The organism is Rhodococcus xishaensis (assembly GCF_004011825.1).
Taxonomy (GTDB): domain Bacteria; phylum Actinomycetota; class Actinomycetes; order Mycobacteriales; family Mycobacteriaceae; genus Prescottella; species Prescottella xishaensis.
Window position 1 is genome coordinate 290,398 of sequence record NZ_RKLO01000006.1, and the last position, 17,281, is coordinate 307,678.

17 protein-coding genes and 1 riboswitch are annotated in these 17,281 nt (G+C 68.1%); of the genes, 8 read left to right on the forward strand and 9 right to left on the reverse strand.

Annotated features, from left to right (window positions below; genetic code table 11):
* Positions 1-5: 5 nt before the first annotated feature.
* Both EGT50_RS15535 and EGT50_RS15540 read right to left on the reverse strand, forming a co-directional pair.
* Positions 6-1,664 carry a DNA repair helicase XPB gene (locus tag EGT50_RS15535; RefSeq protein WP_127955558.1) on the reverse strand — a complete coding sequence of 553 codons (1,659 nt, stop codon included), beginning with the start codon at positions 1,662-1,664 and terminating at the stop codon, positions 6-8.
* 117 nt (positions 1,665-1,781) lie between these two features.
* A complete protein-coding gene (locus EGT50_RS15540) occupies positions 1,782-4,091 on the reverse strand; it encodes a helicase-associated domain-containing protein (protein WP_127955559.1) in 2,310 nt (769 codons plus the stop codon).
* 60 nt (positions 4,092-4,151) lie between these two features.
* Here EGT50_RS15540 and EGT50_RS15545 point away from each other — a divergent pair, with 60 nt between their 5' ends.
* Positions 4,152-4,340: a hypothetical protein gene (locus EGT50_RS15545; protein ID WP_127955560.1), complete on the forward strand. Its 189-nt coding sequence runs from the start codon at positions 4,152-4,154 to the stop codon at positions 4,338-4,340.
* A 94-nt stretch (positions 4,341-4,434) separates the two neighbouring features.
* Here the strand turns inward: EGT50_RS15545 and EGT50_RS15550 are convergent, their stop codons facing one another.
* The 3 genes from EGT50_RS15550 to EGT50_RS15560 form a co-directional block, all read right to left on the reverse strand.
* The gene (locus EGT50_RS15550; protein WP_127955561.1) at positions 4,435-5,076 is read right to left on the reverse strand and encodes a transglycosylase family protein; all 642 of its coding nucleotides are present in this window, start codon (positions 5,074-5,076) and stop codon (positions 4,435-4,437) included.
* Between the two features lie 7 nt (positions 5,077-5,083).
* Positions 5,084-5,285, reverse strand: a riboswitch (cyclic di-AMP (ydaO/yuaA leader).
* Positions 5,286-5,594: 309 nt separating this feature from the next.
* Complete coding sequence (locus tag EGT50_RS15555; protein ID WP_127955562.1) at positions 5,595-5,966, reverse strand: YccF domain-containing protein; 372 nt, start codon at positions 5,964-5,966, stop codon at positions 5,595-5,597.
* An 11-nt stretch (positions 5,967-5,977) separates the two neighbouring features.
* The gene (locus EGT50_RS15560) at positions 5,978-6,232 is read right to left on the reverse strand and encodes a hypothetical protein (protein ID WP_408014646.1); all 255 of its coding nucleotides are present in this window, start codon (positions 6,230-6,232) and stop codon (positions 5,978-5,980) included.
* Between the two features lie 153 nt (positions 6,233-6,385).
* Between EGT50_RS15560 and EGT50_RS15565 the strand changes: the two genes are divergently transcribed.
* The 3 genes from EGT50_RS15565 to EGT50_RS15575 all read left to right on the forward strand — a co-directional run bounded on the left by EGT50_RS15565 (position 6,386) and on the right by EGT50_RS15575 (position 8,032).
* Positions 6,386-7,000 carry a DJ-1/PfpI family protein gene (locus EGT50_RS15565; protein ID WP_127955563.1) on the forward strand — a complete coding sequence of 205 codons (615 nt, stop codon included), beginning with the start codon at positions 6,386-6,388 and terminating at the stop codon, positions 6,998-7,000.
* 1 nt (position 7,001) lies between these two features.
* On the forward strand, positions 7,002-7,466 hold the full coding sequence (locus EGT50_RS15570; RefSeq protein ID WP_127955564.1) for a MarR family winged helix-turn-helix transcriptional regulator: 465 nt from the start codon (positions 7,002-7,004) through the stop codon (positions 7,464-7,466).
* 152 nt (positions 7,467-7,618) lie between these two features.
* A complete protein-coding gene (locus EGT50_RS15575) occupies positions 7,619-8,032 on the forward strand; it encodes a cold-shock protein (protein WP_127955602.1) in 414 nt (137 codons plus the stop codon).
* Positions 8,033-8,108: 76 nt separating this feature from the next.
* Here EGT50_RS15575 and EGT50_RS15580 read toward each other — a convergent pair whose 3' ends face one another.
* The 3 genes from EGT50_RS15580 to EGT50_RS15590 all read right to left on the reverse strand — a co-directional run bounded on the left by EGT50_RS15580 (position 8,109) and on the right by EGT50_RS15590 (position 11,200).
* The gene (locus tag EGT50_RS15580) at positions 8,109-8,609 is read right to left on the reverse strand and encodes a DUF2771 family protein (protein ID WP_127955565.1); all 501 of its coding nucleotides are present in this window, start codon (positions 8,607-8,609) and stop codon (positions 8,109-8,111) included.
* A 23-nt stretch (positions 8,610-8,632) separates the two neighbouring features.
* Positions 8,633-10,291 carry an MFS transporter gene (locus tag EGT50_RS15585; RefSeq protein WP_127955566.1) on the reverse strand — a complete coding sequence of 553 codons (1,659 nt, stop codon included), beginning with the start codon at positions 10,289-10,291 and terminating at the stop codon, positions 8,633-8,635.
* Between the two features lie 90 nt (positions 10,292-10,381).
* On the reverse strand, positions 10,382-11,200 hold the full coding sequence (locus EGT50_RS15590; protein ID WP_127955567.1) for a glutaminyl-peptide cyclotransferase: 819 nt from the start codon (positions 11,198-11,200) through the stop codon (positions 10,382-10,384).
* A 70-nt stretch (positions 11,201-11,270) separates the two neighbouring features.
* Between EGT50_RS15590 and EGT50_RS15595 the strand changes: the two genes are divergently transcribed.
* The 3 genes from EGT50_RS15595 to EGT50_RS15605 are packed head-to-tail and all read left to right on the forward strand — an operon-like array spanning position 11,271 to position 15,393.
* A complete protein-coding gene (locus tag EGT50_RS15595; protein WP_408014647.1) occupies positions 11,271-12,098 on the forward strand; it encodes a DUF3027 domain-containing protein in 828 nt (275 codons plus the stop codon).
* A complete protein-coding gene (locus tag EGT50_RS15600; protein ID WP_127955604.1) occupies positions 12,095-14,842 on the forward strand; it encodes a sacsin N-terminal ATP-binding-like domain-containing protein in 2,748 nt (915 codons plus the stop codon). Before EGT50_RS15595 ends, EGT50_RS15600 begins: the two co-directional genes overlap by 4 nt.
* Positions 14,839-15,393 (forward strand): phosphatase PAP2 family protein, encoded by a 555-nt coding sequence (locus EGT50_RS15605; protein WP_127955568.1) that lies wholly within the window; start codon positions 14,839-14,841, stop codon positions 15,391-15,393. Before EGT50_RS15600 ends, EGT50_RS15605 begins: the two co-directional genes overlap by 4 nt.
* Before the next feature lie 36 nt (positions 15,394-15,429).
* Here the strand turns inward: EGT50_RS15605 and EGT50_RS15610 are convergent, their stop codons facing one another.
* On the reverse strand, positions 15,430-15,675 hold the full coding sequence (locus EGT50_RS15610) for a DUF2530 domain-containing protein (protein WP_127955569.1): 246 nt from the start codon (positions 15,673-15,675) through the stop codon (positions 15,430-15,432).
* 81 nt (positions 15,676-15,756) lie between these two features.
* On the opposite strand from EGT50_RS15610, the gene EGT50_RS15615 reads away from it, so the two are divergent.
* Complete coding sequence (locus EGT50_RS15615; RefSeq protein ID WP_127955570.1) at positions 15,757-17,247, forward strand: NCS2 family permease; 1,491 nt, start codon at positions 15,757-15,759, stop codon at positions 17,245-17,247.
* The last annotated feature ends 34 nt before the right edge of the window (positions 17,248-17,281 follow it).

The window sequence follows — 17,281 nt, forward strand, 5'->3', positions numbered from 1 at the left end:
AGGTCCTATCCGAGGGTCGGGCCGAGCAGGTCGTCGGCGTCCGTAATGCGGTACGCATAGCCCTGCTCGGCAAGAAAGCGTTGGCGGTGGGCGGCGTACTCGGTGTCGAGCGTGTCCCGAGCGACCACCGAGTAGAAGTGTGCCTGACCGCCATCGTGCTTCGGACGCAGGAGTCGGCCCAGCCGCTGCGCCTCCTCCTGTCGCGAGCCGAATGTGCCCGACACCTGCACCGCCACCGATGCCTCCGGCAGGTCGATCGAGAAGTTCGCGACCTTGCTCACGACCAGGGTCTGGATCTCTCCTGCGCGGAACTTGTCGAACAGGGCCTCGCGTTCGGTGCTTCGCGTGGAGCCCTGGATGACGGGGGCGTCGAGGGCCTCGCCCAACTCCTCGAGTTGCTCCAGGTACGCGCCGATGATGAGCGTGGGCGCGTCCGGATGCTTGTCGAGAATCGACTTCACGACCGCGATCTTGGTGTGCGCCGTCGAACACAACTTGTAGCGCTCTTCCGGTTCGGCGGTCGCATACGCCATTCGCTCGGCGTCCGTCAGCGTCACCCGCACCTCGACACAGTCTGCCGGTGCGATCCACCCCTGCGCCTCGATGTCCTTCCACGGGGCGTCGTAGCGCTTGGGGCCGATCAGCGAGAACACGTCGCCCTCGCGTCCGTCCTCCCGGACCAGCGTCGCGGTGAGACCGAGACGGCGGCGCGACTGCAGGTCGGCGGTCATCCGGAACACCGGTGCAGGCAGCAGGTGCACCTCGTCGTAGATCACCAGGCCCCAGTCGCGGGAGTCGAACAGCTCGAGGTGCCTGTACTCGCCCTTGGACTTGCGGGTGATTACCTGGTAGGTCGCGATGGTGACCGGACGAATCTCCTTCTTCTCGCCCGAGTACTCGCCGATCTCGTCCTCGGTGAGCGACGTGCGCGCGACGAGTTCGCGCTTCCACTGCCGTCCGGCGACGGTGTTCGTGACCAGGATCAGCGTGGTCGCCTTCGCCTTGGCCATCGCCGCCGCGCCGACCATGGTCTTCCCCGCACCGCACGGCAGCACCACCACACCGGAGCCGCCGGCCCAGAACGACTCGGCCGCCATCTTCTGGTAATCGCGTAGTTGCCAGTGGCCTTCCTCGAACGCGAGGTCGATCGGGTGAGCCTCGCCGTCGACGTAGCCGGCGAGGTCCTCGGCCGGCCAGCCGATCTTGAGCAGCATCTGCTTGAGGTGACCGCGCTCGCTGGGATGGACGACGACGGTGTCGTCGTCGATCCTCGCGCCGAGCATCGGGGCGATCTTCTTGTGTCGGGTCACCTCGGTCAGCACGGCGCGGTCGAGGCTGACCAGAGTTAGCCCGTGGGCCGGGTGCTTCACCAGTTGCAGGCGGCCGTAGCGGGCCATGGTGTCGACGATGTCGACCAGTAGGGGTTGCGGCACCGCGAACCGGGAAAACGTCACGAGTGCGTCGACGACCTGCTCGGCGTCGTGTCCGGCCGCGCGGGCGTTCCACAGTGCGAGCGGGGTGATCCGGTACGTGTGAACGTGTTCGGGGGCGCGTTCGAGTTCGGCGAACGGCGCGATCGCCTGTCGCGCCTCATCGGCACGCGCGTGCTCGACCTCGAGCAGCAATGTCTTGTCGGACTGGACGATCAGCGGGCCGTCGGTCACGTGCGCCTCCTCGCAAACGGTAACCAAACCATTGTCCAGGTGACAGTGGCGTCCTGCCATATGGTGTGCCTCGGTCGGGAGAGAATTGGTCGCCGAGACGGTCAGTCGCCGAGATGGTCAGTCGGTGAGCGCGACGGACGTGATCCGGTGCAGCATGAACCGACGCGCCTCACCGGTAGTCGGATCGAGCGCGTCCAACTGCCCGCCGCCGACACTCACCGGCTGGACGATGCGGTGCGATGCGACGCCCTGCGCGTCGACGTAGCCGATCGTGACCGGTCGGTGCACCGCAGTCGCGGTCTGCAACAGCGTTATCGTCGCCGCGGTGGAGGCGCGGGTGCCATCGCTGCGCAGCGATGGTCTGGAGGACCCGAGGGATACCGCCGCCCGATCCCCGGCGCGCAGCGACCGGACGAGCGTTTCGAGCTGCTCGTCGGTCGGCACCGTGGGCACGCGCACCCGTGCCGTCCGTGGGCTGGGAACCCGGGCCCCGCGAGGGCGCAGATCGACGAGGGTGCCGCTCGAGTCCTCGCCGGCCGGGGCGAATCCGACGGCCCGCAGCTCCGTCAAGACCTCCCTCAGGGGTGCCTGAGAAACGGCGACAGTCGGGGCAAGCGAGCGCAAAGCGAGCTGGTCGGCAACGGGGGAGGCTAGCACCTCCGCGAGGAGGGCGGGGTCCTCACAGCGGATGAACGAAGCCGCGACCCCGGCCCGGAGCCGGCCGTGCCGGCGGGCGACGTCGTCGATCAGGTAGATCAGCGACTGCGGGACCGAGGTCTTGGACCGGGTCGCGAACAACGTCTGCAGTTCGGACGCGGTACGTCCCGCGTCGAGCGCGCGGCGGATGCTGGCCTCGCTGATCCGGTACACCGACGCCGCGCCCGCCGACTCGACGTCGGCGACGAGCGCGATCTGTTCGAGTAGTTCCGGGACCAACGGTCCCGGCGCGACGACGGTGAGGTCGGCCTGCACGAGCACGTAATCGATCGGCTCGGGCAGCGCTGCGTCCATCTCGGCGACGGCGTCGCCGCCGTGCAGCAGTGCCTTCCCAGGGGAGCTGAGTGCGCCGTGCGCGACCAGGCCCAGTGTTCGTGCCTCGCTGAGCATGCGTTCGACGACGTGCGGGCCCAGCCGTCCCGACCAGCGGGGCCGCCGCCACGCCAGCAGCCGACTCGCCTCGCTCGCTGACAGGTTCCGCCCCCCGGCGTCGGCGAGCAGTTCGAGCAGGAACCTGCGCTCTGGCGGTGCACCAGGTGCCCGCACCTCCTCGGAGAGCGCGGAGATCGGCTTGTCGGTGGCATCACGGTTGCCGATGAGCCACGGGCGGCGCGGCAATGCCAGCCAGGCCGCGGCGATGGTCGCCCAGCGACGAGCGGTGCCGGAGTTGAGCCATCCGGTGACGGCGACCGTCGGCGCCCAGTGTTCGTCGACGTCGGTGGGTGGCGCCGGCTCGGGGATGCCGCTCGCGATGAGGCCGGCGCCGGCGAGCAGTTCGAGCAGCAGGCCGATGCGCGCCTCGTCGATCCCGACAGCCCTCGACAGCCGCCGCAGCTCCCGCACGCCGAGACCGCCGGCCTTGAGGGCGGGTGCCGGGGCGTCGCCGAGCGCTGCGACGAGGTCCTCACAGTGCCGGATCAGTTCCATCGCTTCCCCGGCCGCCGCAGCGTTGACGTCGGTCAGCTTCTGTTTGCGCCCGGCGAACGGTGGCGGGGTTGGCGATGCGGGGTCGTAGACGGCCTCGTCGCGCAGCACCTGACCCACCTGAGTCGGCAGTTCGACGGTCTCGGCATCGATCCAATGCAGCAATCCGCGGCTGAGCAGACGTTGGACGGGCCGGTCCGGGGAGGTCCCCGGTGCAGCGTCGCGGGTGCGGCCGAGCGGCGACGACTGGGCGAGTGTGGTCAGTAGATTGCGCTCGCTCGGTTCGATCTCTGCGAGCGCTGCCCGAATCTCGGTCTCGGTCATCGCGTCGGTTCCGGTGTGGACGCGGCCGATCCGCCAGGGCAATGCGTCGGCCGCGGCCCGCACGATACGGAGGCGGTCGTCGTCGCCCCACACCAGCGCGAGGCTGCGCAGGTGGGACAACGCCTTGTCGAGGCTCTTCTTCGGTGCGCGATCGGCGAAGGCGTCGTCCAGGTGGCTGCGCGCCACGGGGACCTGATCGGCCTGTTCGAGCGACAGGACCTCCAGCAGACCGAATTCGAGCGTGTTCAGCGTGTCGGCGGCACGCATCACCGAGGCCCGTTGCTCGGCGCGTCCGGCCAGCACCGCGCACGTCGCAGGTGGGGGCACGGCGAGGTCCGGACGCAGCCGCAGCAGTTCAGTGAGTTCGCCATCCGTGCGGTCGGCCAACCAGTCGGTCAGGGGCGGTGCGATCCCTGGGCGCGCGGTTCCCGAGCCGCCTTCAGTGCCATGGGTAGAGGTCATCGTCTATGAGATTAATGACCTGGGGTGTACCACGGCGCGGGCTCCTGCCAAAATGGGCGCGTGGCTAACAATTCGAAGAAGCGCTATGTCGATCCAGGGTGGCCCGAAACCGCGGACGGAGATCACGCGGTTACGGAGTTGTCGTCCAGCCGTGCCGGGAACCTCTCGCCGTTCGGCGAGGAGACGGAGTTCCCGCTCCCGGTGGAGTCTCTGCCGTACGTGCACCCGCACACCGTGATCAACCGCTGACATACGCGCAAGCGAAGGGGCCCCTCACCGACGGTGAGGGGCCCCTTCTACGTATCGGGGCAGCCTGTGTTTCCGGTCAGCCCTTCGTTTCTTGTCAGCGTGGCAACACGTTCGCGATGTTGCCGGCGATGTCTTGCAGGTTCAGCGTGCTCAGGTCGAACGACTTCGCGGCCTCGTAGGTGTCGAGGACCGGCTGGTCGATCGTGATGCCCCGTTCCGTGGCGGCCTCGATGAGCGAGTCGATCTGGCTGAAGACGCCCTGCGCGGGATGCACGGCGGCCGGAGCCGGAGCCTGCTCGGCGGCCGGAGCCGGGGCGGGCTCAGGGGCCGGGGCCGGCTCAGGGGCCGGGGCGTCGCGCTGCGTCGCCGCGGCGGTGAGGCCGAGCTTGGCGGAGCAGGACGGCCACGCTCCCCAGCCCTGGTTGGCGAGCACTCGCTCGGCGACGACGATCTGCTGTTCGCGGGTGGCCTGGTAGGCGGTCGGGGCGAACTCTCCGCCGCCGTGACCGGCCCACGTGGTGGGGGAGAACTGCAGGCCACCGTGGTAGCCGTTGCCGGTGTTGATGCTCCAGTTGCCGCCGGCCTCGCACTGTGCCAAGCGATCCCAGTCGGAATCGGGGGCGGCGGCTGCGGTGCCGGTGAAGGCCATGCCACCCGCGCCGACGATGGCGCCCGTGACGGCGACCTTTGCGACGGTACGACCGGTGGTGGTCGGTTTGCGATGACGTCCGCTCATGTCGATCCGTTCCTCTCCGCACGCGCCTACGAGGTCAGCTGTCGGGTTCGGGCTGAGAGGTCGCCCGGCCTTGCCGCTCAAAGGCTGTAGCGGGTCCGGCTTCACCCCTAGGGAGATTGCTCTCCCGATGCCTGCGGGGTGTCCCTGGTCGGGACTCCCGGAGGACCTTTGGGTCCCCCGTCCCCGTCCATGGATGGTTCGTGGTTGCCTCCGGACCCACTGGACGGGGTTTGGCGCGGTAGGTCCGGACGTGGCCGAGGTACCGGCCGGAACCGACGGTACGACGATCCGGGGCCAAATGTCACCGGTTGATAACGGGGTCAGGTACACGGCGTTCTTGCGCCGAGACTGATCAAAGAAACGATCGCTGCAGGTAGTCGCGCCACGGGGAGAATTGGTCACAGTCCGACACCGTGTCGTTATCACGACGTTATGTGAAGGAGATCACAGTAAAATCGGACACGTGTGTCCCACATTTCGGAACAATCAGGCGGCAGACCAGGGGGCTGATTGCAGGATCAGGCGTCCACTATCTCCTTGCCGAGCGGCATCAGTGAGACCGGGATCATCTTCAGGTTCGCGATCGCGAGAGGGATGCCGATGATGGTGATCGCCATCAAGAAGGCGGATGCAATGTGGCCGATCGCGAGCCAGATGCCCGCCAGGATCAGCCAGATGACGTTGCCGATCAGCGACCCCACGCCCGCCGTGGGCCTATCGACCACGGTCTTGCCGAACGGCCACAGCGCGTAGAGGCCGATGCGAAACGATGCGATGCCGAACGGGATCGTGATGATGAGCACGCACATCAGCAAACCGAACACGAAGTAGCCGAGCGCGAGCCACAGGCCGCCGAAGATCAGCCAGATAATGTTCAGCAGAATCCGCATGGTCGTTCCTTTCAGCGGCTGCGGCGGCCGGAACGGAGGGCATACACGACCGCCAGGACGAATCCGAGCGGGCACGCGAGGGTGAGCAGGTAGAGCGTCAGGCCGGGGGCGCCCTCACTGAGCGAATGAACGAAGAAGATCGCCACGATGGCAGCGATCCCGACGAAGAAGCAGCCGAGGGCGAGGTAGAGCAACCCCTTACCTGGCCGTGTGGATGCGCTGGTTGCGGATGCGCTGGCGTCGTCGCGGTTCGATCCGTTCGTCACATCCCAACGGTAGGCCACGGGGATCGGCGCGACGGCCGTACCCCAGGGTGCGCGGTCCATTGCCGTCGAAGTTGTCGACCATTCTCGAGCGCCGCCCGGATGGCGCGAGCGAGAAATGTTGACAACATGCTGTCGAAACGACAGCATGTTGTCATGACTGAAAACGTGCATGTAGCCGTCTACGACACCTTCGTCGACTGGGAGATCGGGTTCGCGATCGATCACATCAACAAGCCGCTGTGGCACAAGCATCCGGGCCGGTTCGCCGTCACCACCGTCGGCGTCTCCTCCGACCCGATCGTGACGATGGGTGGTATGACGGTCGTCCCCGACACCACGCTGGACGAGATCGGGCCGCAGGACAGCGCGATGCTCATCCTGGCGGGCAACGACATCTGGAACACCGAACAGTTCACGCCGTTCGTCACGAAGGCCCGGGACTTCCTCGATGCAGGTGTTCCGGTGGCCGCGATCTGTGGCGCCACCGCCGGGTTGGCGACGGCCGGCCTGCTCGACGACCGGGAGCACACGAGTAATGCGGCGGAGTTCCTCGGCGGGCTCGGCGGCTACGCCGGTGGGCATCTGTACCGCGACGCCCCGGCCGTTTCAGATCGCGACCTCATCACCGCATCGGCCACTGCGCCGGTTCACTTCGCCCGCGAGATCCTCGAACGTCTCGACGTGTTCGGGCCGAGCGTCCTGGCCTCCTGGTTCAAGCTCTACGGTCAGCGCGACCCGGCGGGCTTCCACGAACTGATGGCAGGTTGACGTGCAGACCGAACAGGACCTGCTCAGCGGTCTGGCGCTAGCGTCCTTCCGGCTGAACGGACAGTTCCTCGACGTCGCTGAGGGTCTAGCGCGCCCGGCCGGCCTGACCGCGGCGCGGTGGCAGGTCCTCGGGCCTGTCCTGGATGAGCCCCTGTCGGTTGCCCAGATCGCTCGCGAGATGGGCATTACCCGGCAGAGCGTGCAGCGGATCGCCGATCTGCTCGTCGCCCACGGGCTGGCCGAATACCAGCCGAACCCGGCCCACCGCCGGGCCAAACTCCTCACGCCGACGGCAGAAGGCCGCCGCGCGGTCTCCGGGATCGGCCCGGCGCACGCAGCCCTCGCCGGCCGCCTCGCTCAGGCCCTCGGAGAGGAAGAACTGTCAGCCACTCTCGATGCCATGCGTCGGCTGTCAGCGACTGTCGACCAACTGATTCGGGTCGCTCCGACCGACAGCACCGACTGAAGACCAACCGACCGGTACCGGGCCCGACCTATGACGCTGCCGGTATACTTGTGCTCTCATGCGCGTCCCGCACTCCAGGTGGGGCGCGTTGTTTTGCATGATCCACGCGCGCACTCGATAGGGTGCGGCAGTCAGATGAGCGGGTGAACGCGGTGCCTACCGGCAAGGTGAAGTGGTACGACGTCGAGAAGGGCTTCGGCTTCCTGTCGCAGGAAGAGGGCGAGGATGTCTACGTTCGTGCATCCGCGCTGCCCGAAGGTGTCGAGGGCCTCAAGGCCGGGCAGAGGGTCGAGTTCGGCATGGCCGCCGGCCGCCGTGGGCCGCAGGCGCTGAGTGTCAGAGTGCTCGAGCCGGCGCCGTCGGTCCGGCAGGGCGGCTCCCGCCGGGACACGGCCCCGTCCCGAAAGCACACGCCGGACGAACTACACGGCATGGTCGAGGACATGATCACGTTGCTGGAGGCGAAGATCCAGCCAGATCTGCGAAAGGGTAGGTACCCGGACCGCAAGACCGCGCAGCGAATCTCCGAGGTGGTGCGCGCGGTCGCCCGCGAGCTCGACAGCTGAAAATTGGAGCCCTCCGGTCGAAACTGGAGGGCTCCCTTGCTTCGTCGGGGTCGGTGGTGAGCTCGGATAAGTGGGACTAGGACGCGGGGACGACCACTCCACCGCCCGGCAGCGGCACCGTCTGGATGGCCCATACCGGCGCCAGCCCGCCCTGGGCGGGAAGCTGGATGATCGCGCCGATCAGCTGCTCGCCCTCGGCACCCGGGACGGTCACCGCGTACGCCTCACCGGGCTTGTAGTCGTGGTAGCCCTCGAACACCTGGCCGGTCTCGCGGATGCCGATCTGGACGCTCAGACGCCAATCGGAGTTCGCGACCTCCTCGGGCAGCGACAGCTGGAGGGGATAGCCCTCCGGGACATGGAGTTCGATGACCTCGAGTCCAGCGCAGCGCAGCATCGGGTCGCAGAAGCCGGGCTCGACGGTCGCGGTCTCCTGCTTCGCGAATGCCGTGATGGTCGGCAGCCTCTCCTCCGCGTTCCCGACGAGGTAGGCCACGACCCCAGCTAGTCCCGCCGCGGCTACCACCACCGCCGCCGTGATCAGCGCGAGAATCTGCTTTGTCCGGGCTTGCATCATCGATTTCGTCTCTCGTTCGTGGATCAGTCGGCGCGGCGGCTATGGCGGACGGTGGTCTCGGGGTTGACGTGTTCGGGGCGCTTGCCGCCCAAGCCGGGAAGCAAGGTCGCCCCACGGTAGGTCAGGATCGTCTGAGCCAGGCCGATCGCAAGCACCACCGATACGACCGTGAAACCGACCCACAGATCGGTCGGCAGCATGACCCCGAGTGTGCCGCCGAGCACCCAGCTGAGCTGCAGGACGGTCTCGGAACGACCGAAGCCGGATGCGATCGACGCCTCCGGCAGGTCCTGCTGCAGCGACGCGTCCAGTGACACCTTCGCCAGCGCGCTCCCGGCCGCCGCAACGAACGCCGCGAACACCGCCGCGAGCAGGTTACCGGTGACCGCCACCAAGATCGCCGCCAGCGTCACCGCGGCGGTACAACGCAACACCAAGACCGCAGGCCGGCCCAGTTCGAGGCGGGCACCAGTCGCGTTGCCGGCGAAGTTGCCGATCGCTGCAGCGGCGCCGACGAGACCGAGCATCGCCGCCTGCATCAACGCGTCATGGTCGGTGCTGTCCTTTGCGACGAACGCGATGTACAAGGTCAGAAAGCCCGTAAGGACCCGGATCGAGCCGTTGCCCCACAGACCTGTGACCACCGCGCGGCCGAGTGGTTGACGGCGCCTGCCCGGCTTGCCGGTCACACTGACATCGATCAGTTCGGTCGGGGAGTTGTCGCCGTGGAAGGTCAATGTGGCCGGGACCTCACCCTCGGTGACCTCGACCCAGGCCGGGATCCGCATGCTCAGGTACGCCCCGAACACGGTGACCAGCGCCGTCAACCACAGCACACCGGTCGATGATCCGGTCACGAATGCCACCGCGGCGGCCAGCGCGCCGACGCCTATCGTCCCGCCGACCAGGCCGAACACCGTCAAGCGGGAGTTGACCCGCACGAGGTCGATCTCCGGTGGCAGCACGCGTGGCGTTACCGCGCTCTTGAGCACCGAGAACGACTTGCTGAGCACCATCATCGCGAGTGCGCAGGGGTAGAGCGCCCAACTGTCGAAGTTGAAGACGAGGACGACCGCGAGCACTGTCCGCAAAGCGAACGACGACGCCAGCGCGATCCGTCGACCTCGCTGCAACCGGTCGAGGGCCGGGCCGATCAGCGGCGCGATCACCGCGAACGGCGCGATCGTGATCAACAGGTAGAGGGCCACCTTCGTCTTGTCCTCGCCAGTAGCCGCGGAGAAGAAGAGAGTGTTCGCGAGCGCGACGGCGATCGTCGCGTCGGTCGCGAAGTTAGCCATCACGGCGTACGTCAGCGCTGTCAGTCCAGACTTGTCGGCGCCGTCCGCGGTCGCCGCGCGGCGGAAGCTGGCGATGCCCCTGTTGGTCAGTTCACGGCTGCGCATCGCCGCGACCCGGGTGACCGTGAGTCTGCGAGGCATCGGCGGCGGCTTCGGCGCTACACGGTCGGCGTCGGCGGCTGTGCCTTCGCCAGAGGCCGCGGCGCTGCCTTCTGGAACCGAGCGAGGCGAAGGGTTGACGGGGTGCAGCGGCGGCAGTGGCGTCCGGCGCGCGGCGGTGCGCTGTGACGGAGGGTAGTTGTCGTAGCCGGGATGCTGTCGAGGCGCGGGGTCCGGTTCCTGCCCACGCCGGTACGCGTCGTGGGGTTCGCGGGGTCCGGTCACTCCCTAATTCTGTCCTAGTCGGCGGACATTGTTCGACCCGGGCGGTCTGTTTCCTGTTGCGCGGACGTGTCGGAACCGTGCACGGCCCGTTCAGGACACGAACCGGACCTCGAACATGCGCGGCCACAACTTCCCGGTGACCAGGAACCGGTCGGTGCCGGGGATCTGCGCGATGCCGTTGAGGACGTCGATGTCATCGCGTTGGTCCGATGGCAATGCGTCCTTCAGGTTCGCGGCGTCGATCTGCGCCGCCACGGCACCCGTCGCTGGGTCGATCTTCACGATCTGGTCGGTGGTCCACACGTTGGCATACACGAAGCCGTCACTGTTGCAATCGAGTTCGTTGAGCCGGTCGATTGGTCGTCCGTTGAGCGTGACGTCGACCGACCCGATCGCGTCGAACGACACCGGATCCCGGAACGTCAGGGTGTCCGACCCGTTGCTCATCACCAGCCGATCGGCCTGCGCGCACAGACCCCAGCCCTCGCCGGCGTAGCGGACCTGTCGCTGCTGCGCGAGGGTGGTGCGGTCGCGGGCGATCGCGATCCCGTCCTTCCACGTGATCTGCCACAACGTGTCGCCAGTGATCGTGATGCCCTCCCCGAACAGCGGAAGCGCCAGGTCGGCGCGCGCCAGTTCGACACCGGACTCGAGATCTGTGGCTCGCACCCAAGACTGGCCGACGCGGCCGGTGCTCTCGTAGAGGGTGTCGCCGGAAATCTCGAGGCCCTGAGTGAACGCGGTCCGGTCGTGCGGTAGCTCGCGGATGATCTCCGTCCGCAGGTGTTCGGCGACGAGCGCGTCCGCCGGTGCGGAGGCGGAGGAGCCTCCGGAGCACCCGGCGAGCAGCACAGCGGCCAGAAGCAACGCTGCGATTGCGAGTAGGCGTGAGGTGCGGCGGGGAGTCACGGAACCAGCATGACAGGCCCGACGAGACCGGACGCGCGTAGGCAGGACAGAGTGCGGCAAGATAGAAGCCGTGAGTGTTGCGTCGTCTCCTGAGAGCGCCGTGGTGCGCCCCGTACTCGCTCGAGCAGTCGAACGTGCCCGTGCGGCGCTCGTCGAATTGAACGAGGGCAGCGTGGGCGATCACCTCGGTGTCACCGCGGAGGACGACTGCGCCGCCACACACCGGTTCGAGGCCAAACTGCCCGGCTACCACGGCTGGCAGTGGGCCGTCGTGCTGGCCGCCGTCCCGGACTCCGATCACGTCACGATCAGCGAGCTCGCGCTCCTCCCGGGACCGGATGCGCTCGTGGCCCCCGAGTGGGTGCCATGGAGCGAGCGGATCCGCCCCGGAGACCTCTCGCCCGGCGACTTGCTGGCGCCGCCCGAGAACGATCCGCGCCTGGTGCCCGGCTACGTCGCTACCGGCGACCCCGAGATCGACGCCGTCGCTTTCGAGGTGGGGCTGGGGCGCAAACAGGTCATGAGCCGGGAAGGCCGACTGGACTGCGCCGAACGCTGGCGCGAAGGCGAGTACGGGCCCGACTCCGAGATGGCGAAGGCCGCGCCGTCGACGTGCGAGTTGTGTGGCTTCTACCTGCCGCTGGCCGGGGCGCTGCACGCCGAGTTCGGTGTCTGCGGCAACGAGATGGCCGCCGACGGACACGTCGTCAACGCTTCCTTCGGTTGCGGTGCGCATTCCGACACGACACTGCCCGGCGGTGCCGGCACGCCCCGCTACGACGCCTACGACGACGCCGCGGTCGAGGTCGTGGAGGTTCCCGCCGACGACCAGAGCCCGGCGGAGCCCGGTACGCGGACCGAACTCGAGCCCCCGCTGGATTCGGCATCGGGCAACTGACGGATCCCTTCGACACCGCCGCGCTCCGCGAGGGGACGCTCCTCGCGTGGCGTGGTTCGCCGACGCGTCTGCGTGAGGACGTTGCGGCCGAGGCCGATCTCGTCCGTGCCGGCTACCGCGACCGCGTTCTCACCGAACTGGCCCAGAACGCCGCCGACGCCGCTGTGGCAGCAGGTGTGCCGGGCAAGTTGCGGGTACAACTGCTCGCCGACGGGTTGAGCATCGCGAATACCGGTGCACCGCTGGACCGTGAAGGCGTGCACGCCCTCGTTGCGCTGCGGGCGTCTGGAAAGTCCACGGGTGTCGGGCGGTTCGGGGTCGGTTTCACCTCGGTCCTCGCGGTGAGCGACGATATCGAACTACGCTCCTCGAGCGGCTCGTTGGCGTTCTCGTCCGAACGTACGCGGATCGAACTTGCCTCTGCGGGGCTCGAGGTTCCCGCCGCCGGCGCACCGGTGTTGCGGATGGCGTGGGCTACCGACGAGCGCCCGCCCGGGGGGTTCGACTCCGAAGTGGTCTTGCGGCTCCGCCCGGACGTGAATGTGGACGTTCTGCTCGCCAGGTTCGCAGCCGAGGCAGTCGACCTGCTCCTCGAACTGCCGGCCCTCGAGTCGATCGAGATCGACGGGGCGCGATTGCGTCGCACCGAGCGCGATCTGGGTGGTGGGCTCACCGAGGTCACCATCGGTCCCAACACCTGGTGGCAGTACGTGACGAAGCCCGCGCGCTGGCTCGTGCCGGTCGTCGACGGGCGCGTACAGCCGGTGAACGGAGATGTGCTGCGAGCGCCGACCCGATCGGACGAGGAAGTGTCCATCCCGGCGCTGCTGATCGCCGACGTCCCTATGCAGCCCGACCGTCGGCGCATCTTGCCCGGGACGGGCCTGACCGATCTGGCCCTTGGGTACGCCGATTTCGTGGCCGCGTTGCCGAGCGACCAGCGCCCCGACCTGGTGCCGTTGCCGGGGTTCGCCCGCAGCGAGGTCGACGCGGTGCTGCGCGAGGCCTTGCTCCGCGAACTTCGCACTCAGTCGTGGGTACCGGCGGCCGGCGCCGACGCCGGCGACCTCGCGCCGGCTCGCGCCACGATCGTCTCCGAGTTGACCCCCGAGTTGGCCGAAGTCCTAGCGGATGTCGTGCCGGATCTCGTCGACCCACAACTCTGCGGGTCACGGCACGCCTCGGCGCTCGCGGCCGTCGACGTGCACCGGATCGGACTGGCACGCATCGCCGAACTTCTCAGTGGACATGACCGGGAGCCGTTGTGGTGGCACGCGCTCTACACCGCGCTCGAACCAATCGTCGTCGATGCGATCGCAGTGGAAGAACTTGCGGCCGTTCCGGTTCCGCTCGCCGACGGTCGTACCGTCACCGGGCCCCGGACCGCCGTCACCGGTACCGACCTGGGGCACGCACTGGGCGATGCCGGATCGGCACTCGACTGGGTGCGGCTGGTCCACCCCGACGCCGCACATCCGCTGCTGAACCGACTCGGCGCCGAGCGGGCGACCGCTGGTGACCTGTTGTCCGACCCGGCGCTGAAGGCGCGGATCGAGGAAATCGACTACGACGACCCAGCCGCGGCAACCGAATTGGCGACCGTCGTGCTCGCGCTCGTCGGTCTCGCGGGACCCGAAGCGCGACCGGCCTGGCTCGGTGAGCTGCCGCTGCCGGACGCCGACGGCGAACTGGTGCCCGCCGACGAACTGCTGCTGCCGGGTGCACCGCTCGCGGACGTCCTCGTCGAGGAATCGCCGTTCGGCACCGTCGACTCCGACCTCGTCGCTCGAGTGGGGGAGGAGTCGCTGCGCGCTCTCGGCGTCGGTTGGGGGTTCCCGGTGCTGTGGGCGGAGCTTCCCACCGGTCCCGAACACGATCTCGACGACGAGGAAGCCTGGTGGAACACGCTCGACGACGACCCGGAAACGCTGGTCGCGGTCCGCGACCTGGACCTGGTCGATCCCGCGTGTTGGCCGCGGGCCCTGACGCTGCTGGCCGACAATCCCGAGACCGCGGCCACGCTCACCGACCGCGACGGCTACACGGCGTGGTGGCTGCGCCGCCACGCCAGGATCGACGGTCGACCGCTGGCTGTGCTGCGCGCGCCCGCCGACGACACCTTCGCCGGCCTGCTCGACGTCTTCGACCACCCGGCCGCACCCGCGCTGGCCTCGGCACTGGCACCGGCGGTGGTTGACGACACCGAGTTGGCGGGTGTCCTGCTGGACCGGCTCGCCGATCCCACGCGCACCGTCACCCCCGACGTTGTGACCCGCACGCACCGGCTGCTCGGCGCCGCCGCCGCGACGCATGTGCTCGACCTCGACGAACTGGTCCTGCCGACGCGGGTTCGCAGCCTCGCCGGCACCGTCGCCGACCCCGAGGACGCGCTGGTTCTCGACCGGGCGCACCTCGGCGGGGTCATACCTCCCGAGCGGATCGTGCTCGGCGCGTTCGATACCGCGGCCGCGCTCGCCGATCTGCTGGATCTGCCGCTCGCGTCCACGGCGATCGACGCCGAGATCCTAGGAGACGGCGAGGTCAGTTCGTGGGACCGCGAGCCCGGGGCGGTGTTGGCGTGTGCAGCGCTCGGGATGCCCCTGCCGTCGGGTTCGGTCGTCGTCCACGACGACCTCGTCGTCCGGACGCGAGGCGCTGTCGAGGGTGACGTCGCGGTGCCCTGGTGGGTGGACGACGAGCGACGCACACACTTGCGTCGTTGGCGGGTCGAGGAAGCGCCATGACGGTCGACCAGTCAGTGTTGCAGTGGATGCTCGACCACCGTGCGTCGCTGCTCACCGACATCATGACCGTGGTCACTCACAGCGGCGGCACGGCCGCGGTGTTCGCGATCGTCGCCGTCGTGACGATCATGCTGTTGCGTCGACAGCACCGGGCCGAGGCAGTAATGGTCGCCGGCGCGATGCTGTCGGGCTGGGTGGTGATGAGTTCGCTCAAGCTGCTGTTCGGGCGCATGCGGCCGCCGATGTCGGCACGACTCGTCGAGCTCGACACCTATTCGTTCCCGTCCGGACACGCGATGATGACCGCGATCCTCGCGTGCGTGCTCGGCGCCGTCGTGGTCCGGTTCGTCGCCCCCGGCGTGCGACGGACCGCCCCCCTCGTGCTGCTCGCGTGCTACACGCTCGCAGTCGGAACGTCACGGGTGTACCTGGGCGCCCACTGGCTCACCGACGTTCTCGCGGGCTGGGTCTTCGGCGTCGTGTGGGCAGGTCTGTGGATCTGGGCGGTCCGACGCCGCAGCGCGCCAGTGACACGGCCGAAGGGTGTGTGACATTCGTTACTGCTGGAACCTCGACGGCCGGAGCGTTCAGTCGAGCCCGCGCTGGGCGCCGCGCTTGCCGCGTCGGGCCGCACTTCGCTGAACGAGGAAAACACCGAATCCCAGGACACCCAAGGCAGTTCCGGCGTAGCAGACAGGTAGTGCGCTGCTCCAGGGATCTCCGGCCAGCAGGACGACGACGGTTGCCAGCACCCACGCGATGGTGCCAACAGCGACCACCGGGCGTGGGTCGGACAGGCGTTCCACGAGCGTCGTGCGATGGATCTCGGTCACACGAGTAAGTTACCCGGCCGTCGGTGCCCTACTCTGCCATGAACGAAATCCGACTTTCCGGCGATTGGACTCGAGTACGACATGGCGGTCACCCAGAATGCCCCCGAGCCCACTAGGCAGTCGACACCCTCACGGTTGCTCGACACCTATTTCAAGATCACCGAGCGGGGCTCGACCATCAGCCGGGAGGTCCGCGGCGGCCTGGTCACGTTCGTGGCTATGGCGTACATCGTCGTTCTCAACCCGCTGATCATCGGCAGCTTCTCTGCCGATGACGCCGCCGCGAAGACGGACGTGCTCGGCAACATTCTTCCGGTTACCCAGGTCGCGGCCGTCACGGCGCTTGCAGCCGGCTTGATGAGCATCATCTTCGGCATCGTCGCCAACTACCCGTTCGGCATCGCGGCGGGTCTGGGCATCAACAGTCTCCTCGCGGTGTCGATCGCACCGCAGGTGACGTGGCCCGAGGCCATGGGTCTGGTCGTCATCGACGGCATCATCATCGTCGCGCTGGCGGTCACCGGCTTCCGCACCGCGGTCTTCAACGCCATCCCGCGTGAGCTCAAGGCCGCGATCGCCGCCGGTATCGGAATGTTCATCGCGTTCATCGGCCTGGTCGACGCCGGCTTCGTGCGCCGCCTTCCGGACGCCGCCGGCACGCCCGTGCCCGTCGGACTCGGCATCGACGGTTCGATATCCGCATGGCCGACGGCCGTGTTCATCTTCGGAGTCCTGCTCATGGGCACGCTCGTCGTGCGCAAGGTCCGCGGTGGCCTGCTGATCGGCATTGTCGTCACCACCGTGCTGGCCGCCATCCTCGAGGCGGTCTTCGACATCGGGGCATCCAAGGGTGTAGATCCCAAGGGCTGGAACCTCAGCGTCCCCGCGCTACCCGACGTCTTCGCGCAGATGCCCGACCTCAGCCTGGTCGGCGACTTCAGCCTCTTCGGCGCGTTCACTCGAATCGGCGTCCTCGCCGCGAGCCTGCTCGTCTTCACGCTGGTACTCGCGAACTTCTTCGACGCGATGGGCACCATGACCGGCCTCGGCAAGGAAGCCAGTCTCGCCGACAAGGACGGCAACCTGCCCGGAATCGGCAAGGCCCTCGTCGTCGAGGGCGCCGGCGCCGTCGTCGGTGGCGGTGCGTCCGCGTCGTCCAACACAGTGTTCGTCGAATCCGCGTCCGGCATCGCCGAAGGCGCGCGCACCGGCCTCGCCAACGTCGTCACCGGCGTGCTGTTCCTGGCCGCGATGTTCCTCACCCCGCTGTACTCGGTGGTCCCGATCGAGGCGGCCGCTCCGGCTCTGGTGGTGGTGGGCGCGTTGATGATCGGGCAGGTGCGCGACATCGACTTCAGCAAGTTCTCGATCGCTTTGCCGGCGTTCCTCACGATCGTCACGATGCCGTTCACCTACTCGATCGCCAACGGCATCGGTGTCGGCTTCATCTCGTACGTGGTCATCGCGGCCGCGGGCGGCAACGCCAAGAAGGTGCATCCGCTGCTGTGGATTATCGCGGTGCTGTTTGTCGCATACTTCGCGGTTGACCCGATTACTGACGCCGTTACGTGATTGAGAGGGCTCGAGTTCCCGTATTGTTTGGACC

Excerpts from the sequence above, each read along its gene's own strand:
- EGT50_RS15565 (WP_127955563.1), top strand. The coding sequence starts at position 6,386 with ATGACTGAAAACGTGCATGTAGCCGTCTACGACACCTTCGTCGACTGG.
- EGT50_RS15580 (WP_127955565.1), bottom strand. The coding sequence starts at position 8,609 with ATGATGCAAGCCCGGACAAAGCAGATTCTCGCGCTGATCACGGCGGCG.
- EGT50_RS15540 (WP_127955559.1), bottom strand. The coding sequence starts at position 4,091 with ATGACCTCTACCCATGGCACTGAAGGCGGCTCGGGAACCGCGCGCCCA.
- EGT50_RS15550 (WP_127955561.1), bottom strand. The coding sequence starts at position 5,076 with ATGAGCGGACGTCATCGCAAACCGACCACCACCGGTCGTACCGTCGCA.
- EGT50_RS15555 (WP_127955562.1), bottom strand. The coding sequence starts at position 5,966 with ATGCGGATTCTGCTGAACATTATCTGGCTGATCTTCGGCGGCCTGTGG.
- EGT50_RS15615 (WP_127955570.1), top strand. The coding sequence starts at position 15,757 with ATGGCGGTCACCCAGAATGCCCCCGAGCCCACTAGGCAGTCGACACCC.
- EGT50_RS15605 (WP_127955568.1), top strand. The coding sequence starts at position 14,839 with ATGACGGTCGACCAGTCAGTGTTGCAGTGGATGCTCGACCACCGTGCG.